This window comes from Crassaminicella profunda (assembly GCF_019884785.1).
GTDB classification, from domain to species: Bacteria; Bacillota; Clostridia; order Peptostreptococcales; family Thermotaleaceae; genus Crassaminicella; species Crassaminicella profunda.
In genome coordinates, this window is the sequence record NZ_CP082326.1 from 3,834,399 (window position 1) to 3,852,206 (window position 17,808).

Genomic DNA, 17,808 nt, shown 5'->3' on the forward strand with positions numbered 1-17,808 from the left:
GATATTAGCGTATTTTTTATTTGAAAATCTTATCCTTATATTTTTCTAACGTTACAATCAATGGATATCCTAACCCATAGCAAGCAATCAATTGCCCTAATGTTACCCACCCCATTGTAATAATCAATGGTAAATCATAAAGATAGTTTAGAACAAACCCTATAATGATTCCATTTACGATGACAGGTGGCATAGGTACTAGCCATTTTCTTGGCATCTTATAAGATAAAAACGCCGCTAATAAGCTAGCTAAACTTCCAAACACAATATCAATCATTCCCCCACCACCATAGATGTTTGCTACAACACATCCAACAAATAATCCTGGAATAGCAGCAGGTGTAAACATTGGCAGAATCGTCAATGCTTCCGAGATTCTTACCTGAATTTGCCCATAACTAATAGGAGCAAATACAATAGTTAGAGCAGCATAAATAGCCCCAATAAGGGCTGCCTGCACTAAATAATTCGTTTTTTTCATTTTTTCACCCTCCGTAGTTTTGTTTATTGTCAGGATATTGCGAACTGACAACTATCTTGAAAGACAACCTTCATATTAGCAGTTTTCTACTAAGTTGTCAATGGAAGAAAATTTTAATTTTTTTACTACCTTGTCATCCTATACATACTTATGTTAATATGGGATAGAATAGTTCTATAAGCAAAAAACAGTGAAAGCTTTTAGTAGTCTGCTATGGTTACAATCTCAGAGAATAGGCTGGTTGGTGAAAAGTCTATAGCACATAGTAGGATGAATTACACGCTGGAGTTTCGAAGCTAAAAACTTCGACGGTTCCCACTCGTTATCGTGGCTTGAGGCTTTAAGCAAATTAAGGTGGTACCACGGGTTTTCTCGTCCTTAGACTAGGATGAGAAGGCCCTTTATTTTTTTATAAACATAAGGAGGTTTTACAATGAGCAATATTTTTGATGTACTAAAAGAACGTGGATTTATTCAGCAAACCACTCATGAAGATGAAATCAGAGAACTTCTTGGGAAAGAATCTGTTGCTTTTTATATCGGTTTTGACCCTACTGCTGATAGTTTACATGTAGGTCACTTTCTTCAAGTTATTACAATGATGCACATGCAACGTGCAGGTCATCGTCCAATTGTATTAGTTGGTGGTGGAACTGGCATGGTAGGAGACCCTACTGGAAAAACAGATATGAGAAAAATGATGACACCAGAAACAGTTCAGTATCATTGTGAATGCTTTAAAAAGCAATTATCAAAGTTTTTGGATTTCTCTGAAGGAAAAGCCCTTATGGTCAATAATGCCGATTGGTTAATGAATTTAGAATATATTCCTTTTTTAAGGGAAGTTGGAAGACATTTCTCTGTAAATAGAATGCTTACAGCCGAATGTTTCAAAAGCCGTATGGAAAAAGGTCTATCATTCCTTGAATTCAACTACATGATTATGCAATCATATGATTTCTTAGAGCTTAACAGAAAATATGATTGTAAACTACAGCTTGGTGGAGATGATCAATGGTCTAATATCATTAATGGTGCTGACCTAATCAGAAGAGTAGATGGCAAATCCGCTTATGGTATGACCTTTACACTTCTTACAACAAGTGAAGGAAAGAAAATGGGAAAAACTGAGGCTGGTGCTCTTTGGCTTGATCCTGAGAAAACAAGTCCATATGATTTCTACCAATACTGGAGAAATGTAGATGATGCAGATGTAGAAAAATGCTTAAGTCTTCTTACATTCCTTCCAATGGATGAAGTCAGAAAATTAGGAGCTCTAGAAGGAGCAGAAATCAACAAAGCAAAAGAGATTTTAGCTTATGAAGTAACAAAACTAGTTCATGGTGAAGAAGAAGCAACAAAAGCACAAGAAGGAGCAAGAGCATTATTTGGAAAAGGTCCTGCTAGTACAAATGTACCCACTACTGAAATCCCTCGTTCTGAGTTTGCAGAAGGAATGGGCCTTATGTCACTTCTTACAAAACTTCAACTTACTTCATCTAATGGTGAAGCAAGAAGATTAATCCAACAAGGTGGAATCTCTTTAGATGGTGAAAAGGTTACAGATATGAAACACAGTGTCAAAGCAGAAGATTTTAAAGATGGAATCATGATGATAAAAAAAGGAAAAAAAGTATATCATCAAGTAAAATTGGTTTAAAATCTTTACTTTAAAATTTAATATTTCACTTTAAAGCTAAAAATCAGCACTATGAATTTCAATAACATTCATAGTGCTTTTAACTATATCTTATACAAATGATGCATGTATTCTTAAAAATCCTACATCTTTTTTATATTCTAAAACAACCCCTTTTATTACTTGTGGATAAAGATTGTCTTTTATTGAGTTCTTGTGGGTAAATACATATATTCACTCTATCTATCCACAAGATTGTCAGTACCCTTTTTTTATACGACTATTACTCTATTCTTTCATAAATGATCTTTACTTTAGCTTTTCATATAATCGATCCCCTAAGGCCCTTTCAAAATACGGATCAACACCTAAGAAAGCTTTCAACTTTTTATATTCTTCTATAGATTCACAAGAAACTGTATTCGTCTTTACAGCCCGAATAAGTAGATTCTTTGGGGTATGTTCCATGTCGATAAATTCTAATATCTGTGTTTGATATCCCATGATCTCTAGTATATTTGCCCTTATACTATCTGTAACAATAGCTGACATTCTTTCCTTTAAAATCCCATGCTTTAATATAGGTTTCATCACATCATTATGAATTTGTCTAAATAATTCATGCTGGCAACATGGAACAGATAAAATCACTTCTGCATCCCACTCTATGGCTTTTGTAAGTGCTGCATCTGTTGCCGTATCACATGCATGAAGTGTTACAACCATATCTACTTTATCTACGCCTGTGAAATGTTCAATATCTCCAATCATGAATTTTAAATCCTCATATCCTAAATCCTTAGCAATCTCATTACAATCTCTAATAACATCCTTTTTCAAATCTAATCCAATAATATTTACATTCAGCTTTGATACTTCCACAAGATAATGATATAAAGCAAAGGTTAAATAAGATTTCCCACAACCAAAATCAATAATGTTCACCCTTTTTTCTTTCTTATTAAGATAGGGCATGATATCCTCTACCATTTCTAAAAAGCGATTGATTTGTCTAAACTTATCGAATTTCTTTGCGAGTACCTTTCCTTTTTCATTCATAACACCAAGCCGAATCAAGAAGGGATTAGGCTTTCCTTCAGATAATATATATTTTTTCTTTCTATTATGCTCTAAGTTTGTAGCTTCTTTTGTAGGAGGTTTTTTTAATATTTTTACTTTAAACTTTTTACTGATAAGTATTTGATAATCTGCTTCATTGGTAAAGATCTGTCCTTGCTTAAATTGTTCAAACAAAGTCATTACCTTTTCAATCATTTCTTCTTCCTTTAAATTTTCATGGTTTACTTTCTTTTGATAATTGTATGTAAACTGATAGACCTTTTTATCCTTTAAAATAACAGGACGAATGGTTACTTTATCATACATTTCCGGATCTTTTTTTCTTATATTGCTTAAAACAAAATAAATCAAAGATTCTTCTTTTAGAATTTTTTCTACAAGTTCATGTATTTTATCCATAGAAATCTCTTCCTTTCATGATTCATTCCATAGCATTAAATTTAATATTCTTTATTTAAACTATGAAAATTGTTTCACAGATTTTATCACGAGACATATCATGTAATGTATCAATCTAAACTATTCAATAAGATTTTATTATCAATACAAGTATACCTTATTTCCAATCTTAAAAGATAGGGGTAAATCATTAACTATTTACTTCTTTTTTCTTAGAAAACATTGAAATTCCAATTAATAAAATAGAACTACTACCTAAACCAATATATAGAGAATTGATACTTTCTATCCCAAATATTCCCCACAATACTGAAATAATAGGAGCTACAATAATTGCAACAATTCCTGCCAATGGATTTACCTTTTCTTTAAAGTATAATGCCCCTAGTAAAGGAATAAATATGGTTGTTCCTCTTAATGCCATAGATAAAAATCCCCATTCTAATATAAGAGAATCCATATTTGTAAAAACCATCATCATTGTGAGAAGAGAAATGATGCATACAGAGCTTCTTAAAACCAATAATTGTTTTTGATCATCTGCCTCTTTATTAATACATTTTACATAGATATCTCGATTAATCATAGTACTAATCCCTAAAGTTAAACCTGCTCCTGTACCAATAACAGATATAATGAGTGTTGCTATGGTAATCCCTCCAATCCAGGGATTTAAATAGGTAATAATAAATGTTGGTAATGCTTCTTTGGGGATGATTCCAGGATTTACACTTCTCATATATAAACCGATTAATGTGCATATAAACCCTACAGGTGGAATCAACAAAGCAGAAATAAAAGCTCCTTTTTTTGATTCTTTTTCATCTTTTCCTGAGAACATTGCTTGTAAATAGGTCTGAGTAGAAGTAATCCCAACAACCATTGAAAATCCTTGAGCAATAGATGCATATATACCATCACTAAATAAATTAAACCATGGCTCTTTAGGAAAAGTAGCTGCTAATCCACTCATTCCATGAAAATAATTATAAACAATTATTCCACTAATGATTAACGTAAAATACAGTAAAATAGATTTTACAATACCGACCATACTCGTTCCTAAAAACCCTCCAAAAAATATATAAGATATAATCAATATAATACTTATGAAAACTGCTATAATTACCCCTACATGAAATATAGAAGTGAGTATTGCAACTGCTGAAAGTACTTGCCCTGTAATATGTACAAATATAGCAAATGAAGTAAGTACACTTGCAGCAATTCCTGCATACACCCCATAAGTCCTAGATAAAAACTGTGGGATCGTATCTACTTCAGCTCTTCTTAAAGGTCCTGCCATAAATAGTCCTAAAAATAAACAGGCTATACTTGCTCCTAAAGTAAACCATACAGCACTCACTCCCTTTTGAAAGGCTAATTGAGCTGTCCCTATGGTAGAAGCTCCTCCAACAATGGTAGCAATAATACTTCCTGATACTTGAATACCACTTAGTCTTCTTCCTCCTACAGCAAAGTCCTGAGAAGACTTTACCTTCTTTGTAGTATGGTATCCTAAATAAGATACAAATAAAAGGGTTATACAAGTACTAAAATAATGGACAGGTGTAATCATATGATCATCTCTTTTCTATATCATTTTTCATTATCATTTTACCACTCTTTTACAACTAATAATGAATATTTATAAATTTTTTTGACAAATGTGCTCTATTTTTTGCACTTTACATTATTCAATATAAAGATTAATATATAATAGGTGATTTGAAAATTTATGTATAATTTACAGAATATTTACAATTACCTATTTTATCATATATTCCTATAGATTTTCGCTTGTTCCATGGGATTTTTACTTCATGGTTAATGAAATCTCCTATATTTACAAACATTTTGCTAAAAATATTGGATGCATTATAAGGTATACTATTCACTTTTACAAGCTGATCTCTATATGATTTAATAAATACTTTACATGAGTTTAGGGGTGATTTTATGAAAAACAAAATTAGAATGGACTTTGTTGAACAAACCGTCCTATTAACCAGTGGGGTTAAATGGATTATATTAGCCATATTTGCAGGGCTAGTTGTTGGATCGGTTACAGGTATTTTTCTAAAGCTCCTTCATTTAGGAGAACACCATGCAGTAAAATGGGATTATTATTACTTATTGATGCCTATTGCATTCTTTTTAAGTAGCCTCCTTGTTGTAAAACTGGCTCCTGATGCAGAAGGGCACGGAACTGAAAAGGTCATTGAAGCGGTTCATCAAAAGCAAGGTAAAATCGATATCAAAGTAATTCCTGTAAAATTACTTGCAACCCTTATTACACTAGTATCTGGAGGATCGGCAGGTAAGGAAGGACCTTGTGCTCAGATCGGTGCAGGCACTGCATCCTTCTTTTCAGATCTATTCAAAATAAAGGATACATTAGACAGAAAAAGGTTTGTTATATGTGGTATCAGTGCTGGCTTTGCAGGAGTTTTTGGTACGCCCATTGCAGGAGCAGTTTTTGCAGCAGAAGTTTTATATGTAGGTAGATTTTCATATATTGTTCTTTTACCTTCTTTGATCGCATCTTATGTAAGCTGCATGGTAAATAAAGTTTTAGGCGTATCACACCTTCATTATATGATTCAATTGAATGATATAAACAATATTAAAATGTTTTTAAATATGCTTTTATTTGGTGCCTTCATGGGATCTTTGGCAATGCTTTTTATCCGTATTCTCAATTTTACAGAAGAGGCTATCCACAAAATCAATATATACAAACCCTTCAAAGGAATTATTGGAGGACTTATTCTCGTTTTTATCGTATATGTAACAGGTAGCAAGGATTATATAGGACTAGGTTCAAATGTAATCAATGAAAGTGTCTCCGGACAATCTGTAGGGTCCTTAGATTTTCTTCTTAAAATGTTTACCACCTCTGTCACATTAGGTTCTGGAGGTAGCGGAGGAATTTTAACACCTATATTTTACATTGGTGCAACAGCTGGTAATGCTTGGGGTCAAATGATGCACGGAAATATTGCTTTATTTTCTGCGGTAGGTATGGTTGCTTTCGTAGCAGCATGTGCTAATACACCTATTGCAGGAATACTTATCGCAATGGAATTATTTGGCGTTGAAGTAGCCTCCTATGCATCTATTGCCATTGTTATTGGTTATCTTATGGTTGGACATAAAAGTGTTTATCCAAGTCAAATTCTTGTGATCAATAAATCTCCTTCAATGGATACAGAGATTAATTGTGAAATAGGACACGTACAAGAAGAACCACACATAAAAATTAAAAATAAAAACAAATTCCTAGGAAAACTTTATGATCATAATAAAGGTGCATAAAAAATATAGATAGGTTCATCCTATCTATATTTTTTAACATATTTTTTTCTTTCCTCGCATCATCACTTCCATTTCTATAACAGGCAGAGGCTTACTAAAAAGATATCCTTGTACCTTATCGCAATGTAAATCTTTCAAAAACTTAAATTGCTCCCATGTTTCAACCCCTTCTGCAACAACTACTATATTCATGCTATGTGCCATATCAATAACCGCTTTTACAATAGCCTGCTGATGATTATTTTCCGTAATGTCATCCACAAAAGCTTTGTCAATCTTTAAAACATCTATTTCTAATTGTTTTAAATAATTCAATGAAGAATACCCTTTCCCAAAATCATCTAAGGATATGCCAATGCCTAATTTTCTCAAATTATTTAATATGTTATTAGCACATTCAAAATCCTTCATAATAATGTTTTCTGTAATTTCCAGTTCTAAACAAGAAGGTTTGATTCCTGTTTCCTTTAAAATTTTCTTTACTGTTTCTACAAAATTGGGTTGCTGAATCTGAATAACAGAAAGATTTACAGATACCACCATAGAATGATAGCCTAACTCTTGCCATGTTTTATTTTGTCTACATGCATTTCTTAATACCCACTCTCCAATAGGAACAATCAATCTTGTTTCTTCTGCTATTGGAATAAACTGACTCGGAGGAATCATTCCTTTGGTAGGATGTTTCCATCTAATCAAAGCTTCTGCACCCACAATACGCCCTGTATGTATCTGTACTTTGGGTTGATAATAAACTATAAACTCATCTCGCTCCACTGCATGTCTTAAATTATTTTCCATTTCTAATTTTTCTAGCATTTTTTCATTTAAATCAGGCGTATAAAAATGGTAACTGTTTTTTCCATTATTCTTAGCAGAATACATGGCTGTATCTGCATTTTTTAGAAGAATATGAGAGGTTTCTCCATCCTTAGGATATAAGGTAATCCCAATACTAACAGTAATATAAAATTCACTATCATCTAATATCCAAGGATTTTGGAAGGATTTTATCATATTCTCAATAATAGGTATTAACTCCTGAGAACCTTCTATTTTGGGTAATACTGCAACAAATTCATCTCCTCCTAAACGAGTAACAGTAGCCCTTCCTCCTAAATATTTTTTAAGTAATCTTCCTACATTTTTAAGAAGCAAATCCCCAAACATATGGCCAATGGTATCATTTACCTTTTTAAAATTATCTAAATCCATATATAATAAGGCTAATTTTCCTTTATTCAACTTGGCTTCTTCTAATGCTATAGATATTTTTTCTTCAAATAACGCTCTATTAGGAAGCCCTGTCAAACTATCATAATAAGCTAAATGATGAATTTGTTCTCTTTTTTTGAGAAGTTCCTCTTCTCTGGATTTTATTTTTTCTTTCATTTTATTTATATTATCTGCAATATCAGAAAGTTCATCATTAGATTGAATCTCAATATGATGATCATATTGTCCCTTGGCAATCATTTTTAATCCATTATTGATGATGTTCATTCTTTTTATTACATATTTATCAAAAAACTTAGATGTAATAAAGAATGTAATTAGTATCATCAAAAAAGATATCCCTATTGCAAAAGCAAAAACATCGCTCTTACTTTTTTCTAAAACTGAAAAATCATATATCAACTCAATATACAATTTTCTTGTGAAATCATACTCCGAAGCATTTAATCGAAAAACATGATAACAATAATGTAATCCATCCTTATATGTACAAATTTTTTCTTCCTTTCGAAGTTTACTAATCCAAATCTTACTTTTATCAAATTTCTTCCCTGTATGCAATAAAGACCAACTATTTACATTGTTATTGCTATATATATCAATTCCTACTAGATATTTGTTGTCTTCTGCAATAGATTGAAATAATCTTGAAAATACAAAATCATAGTATTCCTTCGGATAATTCTTTTTTACATAATCTTTAATATCTATAGAAACAGAAATAATATAGTCTCTTCCCGTTGGCCCATAATAAGTATATCTATTTAATATGCCTGTATTACTAGAAACAGTAATATTTTGATGTCGTACCTTTCCTTGTCCATATAAACTTTTTAAAAATTTCTCAAAGCCTCTTCCTGTATCAAAAAGATTGAAATTTTCATCCTGAGGAAAAGAGGTGTAAATAATGGTTCCCTCTTTGTTAATTACATAAATTTCAGATACAGAGAATTTTTGTGCTATATTTTTCATCTCATCATTGGTCATATCCTTTTGCATCTTTATTCTTTCTTCTAATTCTTTACTGATTCCTAAAATATATTTTTCACTCTTTTCTTTTAGCTCTTGATCTATAGCAAAAAGTATTGTATCAAAAGCACATACTTTCTCCTTTGATTGAAGCATAATATCTTGTTTTTGATCTTGCAATATATTGTCTATTTTATTTTCAACATAATGGTCAATTATAACTGCTAATAGAATATTGGAAAATACCGTAGCTAAAATTAAATAGATAATAAATTTTTTCTTCATAATATCTCCTCAAAATGAATATAATAATGATTTATTTTATCACAATTGGATAATTTATACAAAGTATCATATTATTTAATTTTTTAAAGTATTTATATTTCCCTTTCAATATAAAAACCGCCTATGTAGACGGTTTAAAAAATAATTTCTTGATTAATTTCTTTCAAATCATTACACCCTGTCATAATCATTCCTTCTACTAGCTCTTTTCCTATCTTTTCTGTATAAAGCTTAACGCCTTCTGCTCCTCCGCCATAAGCTGCAACTGAATAAGGTCTTCCTATTAAAACAGCATCTGCACCCAGAGCAAGCACTTTTAAAACATCTAATCCGCTTCTTATCCCTCCATCTATAAATATTTTCATCTTTCCTCTAACAGCTTGTACAATCTGTGGAAGAACTTCTACTGTAGCAGGTGTATGATCTAATATTCTTCCTCCATGGTTTGAAACAACAATTCCATATGCCCCTGCTTCCATAGCTTTTAAAGCACCTTTTGCTGTCATAATCCCTTTTATAATAAATGGAATTTTTGTACTAGAAATAATCTCTTTTAAGTCATCTACTGATTTTGGACTAACAGGTTTTCCAAATTGAGCTAATATAGAAAGCCCTGCCGCATCTATATCCATAGCTACTGCCGGTACATTTTTACTTTCTGCTGCTCTGAGTCTTTTAAGTATTTCTTCTTTCCCCCATGGTTTCATCGTAGGAATTCCTAAAGATTCATTTTCTTCAATAGCACGAATAGGATCCATAAAATACTCATCCTTTACTCCATCACCAGTAAATCCTATAGTACCTGCTTGGCTACATCCTTGAACAATGGCCTTTGCATACTCATAATCTGTTAATTTTTCACCATAACAGGGAATCAAACCACCAATAGGTGCTGCAAATATTGGATACTTAAAGGTTTTTCCAAATAATTCTATAGAAGAATCCACTTTAGATGAAGGATAAAGAGTATCCATATTCAACTTTATTTCTTTTAGCTTTTCAACATTTCTTGTAAAACTGGCACCTGAACCCTTTCCTCCCACGCCAGGGATTTCGCCTCTACATGCTTTTCCATTACACTCTGGACAAACTCTACATTTAAAATCCGGAATTTTTTTAGCGTTTTCTATAACTTTTTTGTAATTCACAACCGTACCTCCTGTTTATGATTTTATACCCTATTCTTTACTACATTTTATCATAAGACGAAAACGACTATGAATATATATCTGAAAACTCTACATGAATTCTTTCTATACATCCCAACTCCTTATATTCATCAGATAAATTTTCTTCTTCAGGTAATATTCGAACAGGTAATTCTATAATAAACTCACTGCCTACACCATATTCACTTTCTAAATAAATTTTTCCTTTATGAAGTTCTACAAGGGATTTTACTAGAGATAATCCTATACCACTTCCTTCATGATTTCTTCTAAGGGTTTTATCCACTTGTCTAAATCTATCAAAAACTCTTTCGCACGCTTCTTTTGGTATACCTATTCCTGTATCCTTTATACTGATTCGTATATTTTTTTCTCCATCATAAACGGTAACTTGTATCTTTCCACCTGCATCTGTAAATTTTATGGCATTGGAGAGAAGATTTAAAACAATTCTTTCTATTTTATCTGGATCACAAGCAATTATTTTTTCCTCTATATCCGTATCAAATAAAAAGGTAATTCCTTTATTTTCAATGTAGTCGGCTACAGATAAGGTGATTTCTTCCACAAGATTTATAATATTTATATTCTTAGGCTTGATTTCAAAAAAACCTGTGTCTATTTTAGTAATATCAATCAAATTGTTTACAAGTCTTAATAATCGATTGCAATTTTGCTTCATAATATATACATATTTTTTTGAACTTTCATTATCACTATATAACTCTAAAAGTTGTAATGTTCCTAAGATTACATTTAGAGGCGTTCGTAGCTCATGAGAGATATTTGCAAAAAATTCATTTCGAAGTTCATCATATTCTCTTGCTTCTCTTAATAATCTTTCATTTTCTTCTGCTCGTTTACGAGCAGTAACATCACGTCCAACACCTTGTACTGCAGGCTTTCCTTTATAAATAAAAGGAATTGCTGTTTTTTCAACATTAATAACAGTATGATCCGCTCTTATAATTTTTTCCTCTATAAAATGTTCAATTACCCTTTCTTCCTCTACCCTTTTTATTCGTTTTAATGTTTTTTCATGAAAATCAAATGGTAAATACTCTAGTATATTTTTTCCAATCATTTCTTGAGGATCTTTCATTCCCACAATTTTTGCTGCTGCCTTATTGGCAAAAACAATTTTCCCTTTCTGATAAATAGCAATCCCATCTGTTGAATATTCAACCAATAGCCGATAACGTTCTTCACTTTCTTTTAGCGCTTCTTCTGCACATTTTCGTTCTGTGATATCCTTCACATAAGATAAATAATAAAGAGGTGTTCCATCATCTTCTTTTACCAAAAACAAATTAATATAAATCCAAATCACTTCTCCATTTTTTTTTATACATCGCTCTTCTGTTTCATAGGATTGATATTCCCCACACAATAATCTCTTGAATTTAAGATATGCTCTTTCAAGATCGTCAGGATGAATAATATAATCAATCCCCATAGATAACAGTTCTTTTTCTGAATATCCAAGTAATTCACAAAAACTAGATGGCACCTTAAGTATTTCTCCATTTAAACTTCCCTGAATAATCATAACATGAGAAAAATTTTCTGCTCTTTGTAACTGAATCTGTTTTTTTTCAAGTTCACTATAAGATGTTCTAAAGCGCTTAATAATATGTCCTGCCAAAAGGGTGGCACCTAATAGCACTATGTCATTTAAAACTCTATTTACAAATTGAATTTTATAAAATTTAGGTTCCATTCCTGGTCCAGGAATATGATAAGTCCTTATTGAAAAATAAAGTACATAGACAATAGTAATTCCAAAGCTAACATATCCTGCCTTTAACCCTCCTTTAAACATTGAATATACAATGATTATAGCAAATATACCTATGATATGAGGCATCCTAATTCTTAATTGTGTGAGAGTTATAAAAGCGACTAAAACAAGCAATGCCAAACTTGGCCCCACTATCATCTTAAGAAATTTTTTTTCTTTTTCTCTATTTTCTCTACAACCATTTTTTAAAACACAATCTTCACTATCCTCTTCTACCCCTATTGTTTTCAAAATAAATCCCATCCCTTATTTGTAATAACTTTAAAATATGTCATTGTTTTACATTTATCTATATATTATACTATTCTATAAGATTTTATCACTTCCTCCTAGAAACTTTCAGCAAATTCTTACAATTTGTCTGCTTTTCTTTCATTTTTACTTATTTTGCTACTTTCATAAAATGAAGAGGGCGGTTTATAAACCACCCTCTTTATTAATAAAATACAACTTAAAACTGTATTTTTAATATAATCTTCTTAATAGATCATCTGGATCTTCCTCTTCTTTCACCTCTAATTTTGTACTTGCCGCAAGAAGTGCCACAATTTCATCTTTATCATTTAATACTTCAATATCCTCATTATTGAAGACCCTTAAATCTTTAACCATCAAAGGCTCTCCAAATTCCATATTTGATACATCCACCTCGATTGATTGTGGAAGATGCCTTGGAAGAGTCTGTATTTCTAATTCTGTCATTTGCTGCTGCACCACAGCTGTACTAGATTCTACAGCCAATTTATTGATTAAATGGATAGGCAATTTTACCCTTACCTTTTCATTCTCATCTAATTCTTGTAAATCCATATGTAAAATATGTAATTTTGTAATATGTCTTTGAACATCTTTTATAATTGCCAGGCGTATTTCTCCGCCCATATTAAGCTGTACGCTTGAGCCAATTCCATATTGATACAAAGTCTTATCCAACTCTTGCTTATTTAACTGAACTTCCCTTGTTTCTTTATTATGCCCATAAATAACAGCTGGAACAAATCCTTCTTTCCTTATTTTTTTTAATGATCTTTTCTTTGTTGCTTCCCTTTCTTTCACTTTTAATACTGGCATTCCCATAAGTTCTCCCCCTTTTGTTTGTTAAAGTTTGTGTCTACATCTTTATTAAATCAGATTTTTGAAAATTTTTCAAATATTTTTTATTTATAACCAATTTGTTTTCATTATAAGCTTGTCTGTGATAAAATTTACCTTCTTATGATATACTATCAATAACTTTAAGTTTTACAGGAGGAATTATCATGAAAAAAATAATCTCTATCACCTTAAGTTTATTAATATTATTTATGTTATGTAACTGTACAAAAAAAACACCGAATCCTAATGAAAAAGAACCAGTGAATATACAAAAACAAATAGCAGTAAGTTTGTATTATGCAAACGAAAAATATATAGAAACAGGAAATGAAGAATTAGAAAAGTTTATTGTTGTAAAAAAACCAATAGACTTAAAAAATAACAATATTGTATTGTCTATTGTAAATGAGCTTAAGAAAAATCCAAATATCAATAATGCTACTACAGGAATTCCTGAAAATGTGGCATTCTTAGATGGGAAAATAAAAGACAAAATTGCCTATGTAGATGTATCTTCAGAAAATTTAAGTGGGAGCTCCCTCCAAGAGTTTTTTGTAATCAATCAAATCTTATATTCTCTTACTTTCCTTGACGATATTGAGAAAGTGCAGTTTTTAATCGATGGTAAAAAAGAAGAATCTCTAATGGGTCATTTTCTTATTAATGAACCTCTAAGTACCAACGTAAATCCTTAATAAAAATAAAAAGGTGTGCAATTTCTGCACACCTTTTTTTTATTACATACCTTGTTCTGCCATTTTTTTGTAAGTTTCGTATCTTTCTTTTGCATCCGCTTCAGCTTTTGCAAATAATTCTTCTGCTGTTTCTGGGAATGCTTTTTGAAGTGAAGTATATCTTACTTGTCCATTTAAGTATTCTCTAAAGCTTGCTGTTGGCTCTTTAGAATCTAAGATAAATGGATTTTTACCTTCTGCTTTTAGCATTGGGTTGAATCTATATAAATGCCAGTATCCGCAATCTACAGCTTGCTTGATATTTTCTTGGCTTCTTCCCATGCCTATTCTAATACCATGGTTGATACATGGAGCATATGCAATAATTAGTGATGGACCTTTATACTTTTCAGCTTCTGTGATAGCTTTCATGAATTGGTTCTTATCTGCTCCCATACCTACTTGTGCTACATATACATAGCCATAAGTTGCAGCAATCATACCAAGGTCTTTCTTCTTAACTTTTTTACCAGATGCTGCGAATTTTGCAACAGCTGCTGTTGGAGTAGCTTTTGAAGATTGTCCACCAGTATTTGAGTAAACTTCTGTATCAAATACGAATACATTTACATCTTTTCCTGATGCAAGAACGTGATCAAGTCCACCGTAACCGATGTCATTTGCCCATCCATCTCCACCAAGAATCCATATAGATTTCTTAATTAAGAAGTCTTTGTGTTCTTCGATTTCTGAAAGAATCGCTTTTGCTTTTGCATCTGCAGCTTCTTTTGTTTCTAATACTGGAAGAATTTTAGCTGCAGCAGCTTTTGAAGCTTCTGCATCATCTTTTCCTTCTAACCATTCTACAAATGGTGCTTTTACTTCTTCACTAACATCTAATGCAATAAACTCTTTTGCTAGTCTTTCTAATTTATCTACCATAGCATCTACACCAAGTGCCATACCAAATCCGAACTCAGCATTGTCTTCAAATAAAGAGTTTGCCCAAGCAGGACCTTTACCTTCATGGTTTTTACAATATGGCATAGATGGTGCTGAAGCTCCCCATATTGAAGAACATCCTGTTGCATTAGCAATCATCATTCTATCTCCGAATAATTGTGTCATTACTTTGGCATAAGGAGTTTCTCCACAACCAGCACATGCTCCTGAGAACTCAAGAAGTGGTTGTTCGAACTGACTTCCTTTAACAGTTTCTTTCTTCATTGGGTTTTCTTTATGTGAAACAGTCATAGCATAATCCCAATTTGGAACTTCTGTTTCTGTTTGTGTTTCGATTGGCTTCATAACTAATGCTTTTTGTTTAGCTGGACATACTTCTGCACAGCTTCCACATCCTGTACAATCTAGTGTACTTACTTGCATACGATACTGAAGTCCTTCCATACCTTTACCCATAGCTTTTAATGTTCCAAAGCCTTCTGGTGCATTCTTAGCTTCTTCTTCAGTTACAAGAACTGGTCTAATTGCAGCATGTGGACAAACAAATGAACATTGGTTACATTGGATACAGTTTTCTGCTACCCATGATGGCACATTTACAGCAATACCACGTTTTTCATATGCAGCTGTACCATGTGGGAATGTTCCATCTTCTCTTCCTTCAAATGTACTTACTGGAAGTGTATCTCCCTTTTGTGCATTGATTGGCTCTAATACATTTTTGATGAATTCTGGTTTGTCATTTTCTTCTTGACATGCTGTACATCCACAACATCCTTCTGCATTTGCCCAGCTACTAGGTACATCAATTTTTACTAATGCATTGATTCCTTTATCAACTGCTGAATAGTTCATATTAACGATTTTTTCACCTTTTTTACCATAAGATTTTACGATAGCTTCTTTTAGGTATGTTACTGCATCGTCAACAGGAATAACATTTGTTAATTTGAAGAATGCAGATTGCATAATCATATTCATTCTTCTGCCAAGTCCTAATTCTTCTGCAATATCAATTGCATTGATTGTGTAAAGCTCTATATTATGATCTGCAATATATTTTTTCATATGCTCAGGTAATTTTTCTTCTAATTCTTCTGGAGTCCATCTACAGTTAAGTAAGAAAGTACCTCCATCTCTTAATCCTTCTAATAAATCATATTGATTTACATAAGCAGGAGTTGAACAAGATACAAAATCAGCATTACTGATTAAGTATGTAGATTTAATAGGAGTTTTACCAAATCTTAAGTGAGAAATTGTAACCCCACCAGATTTTTTAGAGTCATATGCAAAGTATCCTTGTGCATACATATCTGTATTATCTCCGATAATCTTGATTGCACTCTTATTTGCACCTACTGTACCGTCAGAACCTAGTCCCCAGAATTTACATCTGATTGTTCCTTCTGGAGCAGTTGTGATATTTTCTTTGATTTCAAGAGATGTATTTGTTACATCATCTACAATACCTACTGTAAATCCATTTTTAGGTTCAGCTTCTTTTAAGTTATCAAATACTGCTTTAACTTGTGAAGGAGTAGTGTCTTTTGAACCTAATCCATAACGTCCACCAACGATGATAGGCGCATTTTCTTTTCCGTAGAATAATGTACGTATATCTTGATATAATGGTTCCCCTAAAGAACCTGGCTCTTTTGTTCTATCAAGAACTGCAATTTTCTTAACAGTCTTTGGTAATACATCAAAGAAGTATTTTTCGCTGAATGGTCTATATAATCTAACTTTAATTAAACCGATTTTTTCACCTTTAGCTGTTAAATAATCAATAGTTTCTTCAATAGCATCTGTTGCAGAACCCATTGCTACAATAATGTTTTCAGCATCAGGAGCTCCTACATAATCAAATGGTCTATATGTTCTACCAGTAATTTTACTGATTTCTTTCATGTAATCAGCTACAATATCTGGAACTGCATCATAATATTTGTTACAAGCTTCTCTTGCTTGGAAGAAGATATCAGGATTTTGTGCAGTACCGCGTGTAACAGGATGCTCAGGATTTAATGCGTTTTGTCTAAACTCTTTTACCTTGTCATAATCAACAAGATTTGCAAAATCTTCATAATCGATTAATTCTATTTTTTGGATTTCATGAGATGTTCTAAATCCATCAAAGAAATGTAAGAATGGTACTTTAGATTTGATTGCAGCAAGATGTGCAATTCCTCCTAAGTCCATAACTTCTTGTACACTTCCAGCTGCAAGCATTGCAAAACCAGTTTGTCTAGTTGCCATAACGTCTGAATGGTCACCAAAGATTGATAATGCATGACTTGCAAGGGCACGTGCACTTACATGGAATACTGCAGGTAGTAACTCTCCTGCGATTTTATACATGTTAGGAACCATTAATAATAATCCTTGTGAAGCAGTAAAAGTTGTTGTTAATGCTCCAGCAGCTAATGATCCATGTACAGATCCAGAAGCTCCTCCTTCAGATTGAAGTTCTGTAACTTGTACCTCTTGTCCAAAAATATTTTTCTTTCCATGAGAAGCCCATTCATCTGAATGCTCCGCCATAGGTGATGATGGAGTGATTGGGTAAATTGCTGCAACATCAGTAAATGCATAGGATACATAAGCAGCAGCTGTATTACCATCCATGGTTTTCATTTTCTTTGCCATTGTAAATCCCCCTTTATAATAATTTAATTATTTACTATCCTTGTACCATT

Annotated in this window: 11 protein-coding genes and 1 other annotated feature; of the genes, 3 read left to right on the forward strand and 8 right to left on the reverse strand. The window is 32.2% G+C overall.

The genetic code is table 11. From position 1 onward, the window contains the following. Positions 1–16 precede the first annotated feature (16 nt). Positions 17–481, reverse strand: coding sequence for a QueT transporter family protein (locus tag K7H06_RS17700; RefSeq protein ID WP_223037339.1), 465 nt, complete (start codon positions 479–481; stop codon positions 17–19). A gap of 181 nt (positions 482–662) precedes the next feature. Further along, positions 663–864 (forward strand) — a binding site (T-box leader). A 50-nt stretch (positions 865–914) separates the two neighbouring features. On the opposite strand from K7H06_RS17700, the gene tyrS reads away from it, so the two are divergent. Continuing rightward, positions 915–2,141, forward strand: a complete 1,227-nt coding sequence (tyrS, locus tag K7H06_RS17705; RefSeq protein ID WP_223037340.1) for a tyrosine--tRNA ligase — start codon at positions 915–917, stop codon at positions 2,139–2,141. A gap of 288 nt (positions 2,142–2,429) precedes the next feature. On the opposite strand, the gene K7H06_RS17710 is transcribed toward tyrS, so the two are convergent. Both K7H06_RS17710 and K7H06_RS17715 read right to left on the reverse strand, forming a co-directional pair. Continuing rightward, positions 2,430–3,599, reverse strand: coding sequence for a class I SAM-dependent methyltransferase (locus tag K7H06_RS17710; protein WP_223037341.1), 1,170 nt, complete (start codon positions 3,597–3,599; stop codon positions 2,430–2,432). A 190-nt stretch (positions 3,600–3,789) separates the two neighbouring features. Further along, positions 3,790–5,178: a sodium:solute symporter family protein gene (locus K7H06_RS17715; protein ID WP_223037342.1), complete on the reverse strand. Its 1,389-nt coding sequence runs from the start codon at positions 5,176–5,178 to the stop codon at positions 3,790–3,792. A gap of 380 nt (positions 5,179–5,558) precedes the next feature. On the opposite strand from K7H06_RS17715, the gene K7H06_RS17720 reads away from it, so the two are divergent. Further along, complete coding sequence (locus K7H06_RS17720; protein ID WP_223037343.1) at positions 5,559–6,917, forward strand: chloride channel protein; 1,359 nt, start codon at positions 5,559–5,561, stop codon at positions 6,915–6,917. Positions 6,918–6,950: 33 nt separating this feature from the next. Here the strand turns inward: K7H06_RS17720 and K7H06_RS17725 are convergent, their stop codons facing one another. The 4 genes from K7H06_RS17725 to K7H06_RS17740 form a co-directional block, all read right to left on the reverse strand. Then, positions 6,951–9,407 carry an EAL domain-containing protein gene (locus tag K7H06_RS17725; protein WP_223037344.1) on the reverse strand — a complete coding sequence of 819 codons (2,457 nt, stop codon included), beginning with the start codon at positions 9,405–9,407 and terminating at the stop codon, positions 6,951–6,953. Between the two features lie 134 nt (positions 9,408–9,541). Next, the gene (locus K7H06_RS17730) at positions 9,542–10,555 is read right to left on the reverse strand and encodes an alpha-hydroxy-acid oxidizing protein (RefSeq protein WP_223037345.1); all 1,014 of its coding nucleotides are present in this window, start codon (positions 10,553–10,555) and stop codon (positions 9,542–9,544) included. A 67-nt stretch (positions 10,556–10,622) separates the two neighbouring features. Next, positions 10,623–12,608, reverse strand: a complete 1,986-nt coding sequence (locus tag K7H06_RS17735; protein ID WP_223037346.1) for a sensor histidine kinase — start codon at positions 12,606–12,608, stop codon at positions 10,623–10,625. A gap of 234 nt (positions 12,609–12,842) precedes the next feature. Then, positions 12,843–13,454 (reverse strand): 50S ribosomal protein L25, encoded by a 612-nt coding sequence (locus K7H06_RS17740; RefSeq protein WP_223037347.1) that lies wholly within the window; start codon positions 13,452–13,454, stop codon positions 12,843–12,845. A 182-nt stretch (positions 13,455–13,636) separates the two neighbouring features. On the opposite strand from K7H06_RS17740, the gene K7H06_RS17745 reads away from it, so the two are divergent. Then, positions 13,637–14,167 (forward strand): GerMN domain-containing protein, encoded by a 531-nt coding sequence (locus K7H06_RS17745; protein ID WP_223037348.1) that lies wholly within the window; start codon positions 13,637–13,639, stop codon positions 14,165–14,167. Between the two features lie 42 nt (positions 14,168–14,209). Here the strand turns inward: K7H06_RS17745 and nifJ are convergent, their stop codons facing one another. Further along, positions 14,210–17,758, reverse strand: a complete 3,549-nt coding sequence (gene nifJ / locus K7H06_RS17750) for a pyruvate:ferredoxin (flavodoxin) oxidoreductase (protein WP_223037349.1) — start codon at positions 17,756–17,758, stop codon at positions 14,210–14,212. Between the last annotated feature and the right edge of the window lie 50 nt (positions 17,759–17,808).

Excerpts from the sequence above, each read along its gene's own strand:
- K7H06_RS17715 (WP_223037342.1), bottom strand. The coding sequence starts at position 5,178 with ATGATTACACCTGTCCATTATTTTAGTACTTGTATAACCCTTTTATTT.
- K7H06_RS17745 (WP_223037348.1), top strand. The coding sequence starts at position 13,637 with ATGAAAAAAATAATCTCTATCACCTTAAGTTTATTAATATTATTTATG.
- K7H06_RS17700 (WP_223037339.1), bottom strand. The coding sequence starts at position 481 with ATGAAAAAAACGAATTATTTAGTGCAGGCAGCCCTTATTGGGGCTATT.
- K7H06_RS17710 (WP_223037341.1), bottom strand. The coding sequence starts at position 3,599 with ATGGATAAAATACATGAACTTGTAGAAAAAATTCTAAAAGAAGAATCT.
- tyrS (WP_223037340.1), top strand. The coding sequence starts at position 915 with ATGAGCAATATTTTTGATGTACTAAAAGAACGTGGATTTATTCAGCAA.
- nifJ (WP_223037349.1), bottom strand. The coding sequence starts at position 17,758 with ATGGCAAAGAAAATGAAAACCATGGATGGTAATACAGCTGCTGCTTAT.
- K7H06_RS17720 (WP_223037343.1), top strand. The coding sequence starts at position 5,559 with ATGAAAAACAAAATTAGAATGGACTTTGTTGAACAAACCGTCCTATTA.
- K7H06_RS17740 (WP_223037347.1), bottom strand. The coding sequence starts at position 13,454 with ATGGGAATGCCAGTATTAAAAGTGAAAGAAAGGGAAGCAACAAAGAAA.
- K7H06_RS17725 (WP_223037344.1), bottom strand. The coding sequence starts at position 9,407 with ATGAAGAAAAAATTTATTATCTATTTAATTTTAGCTACGGTATTTTCC.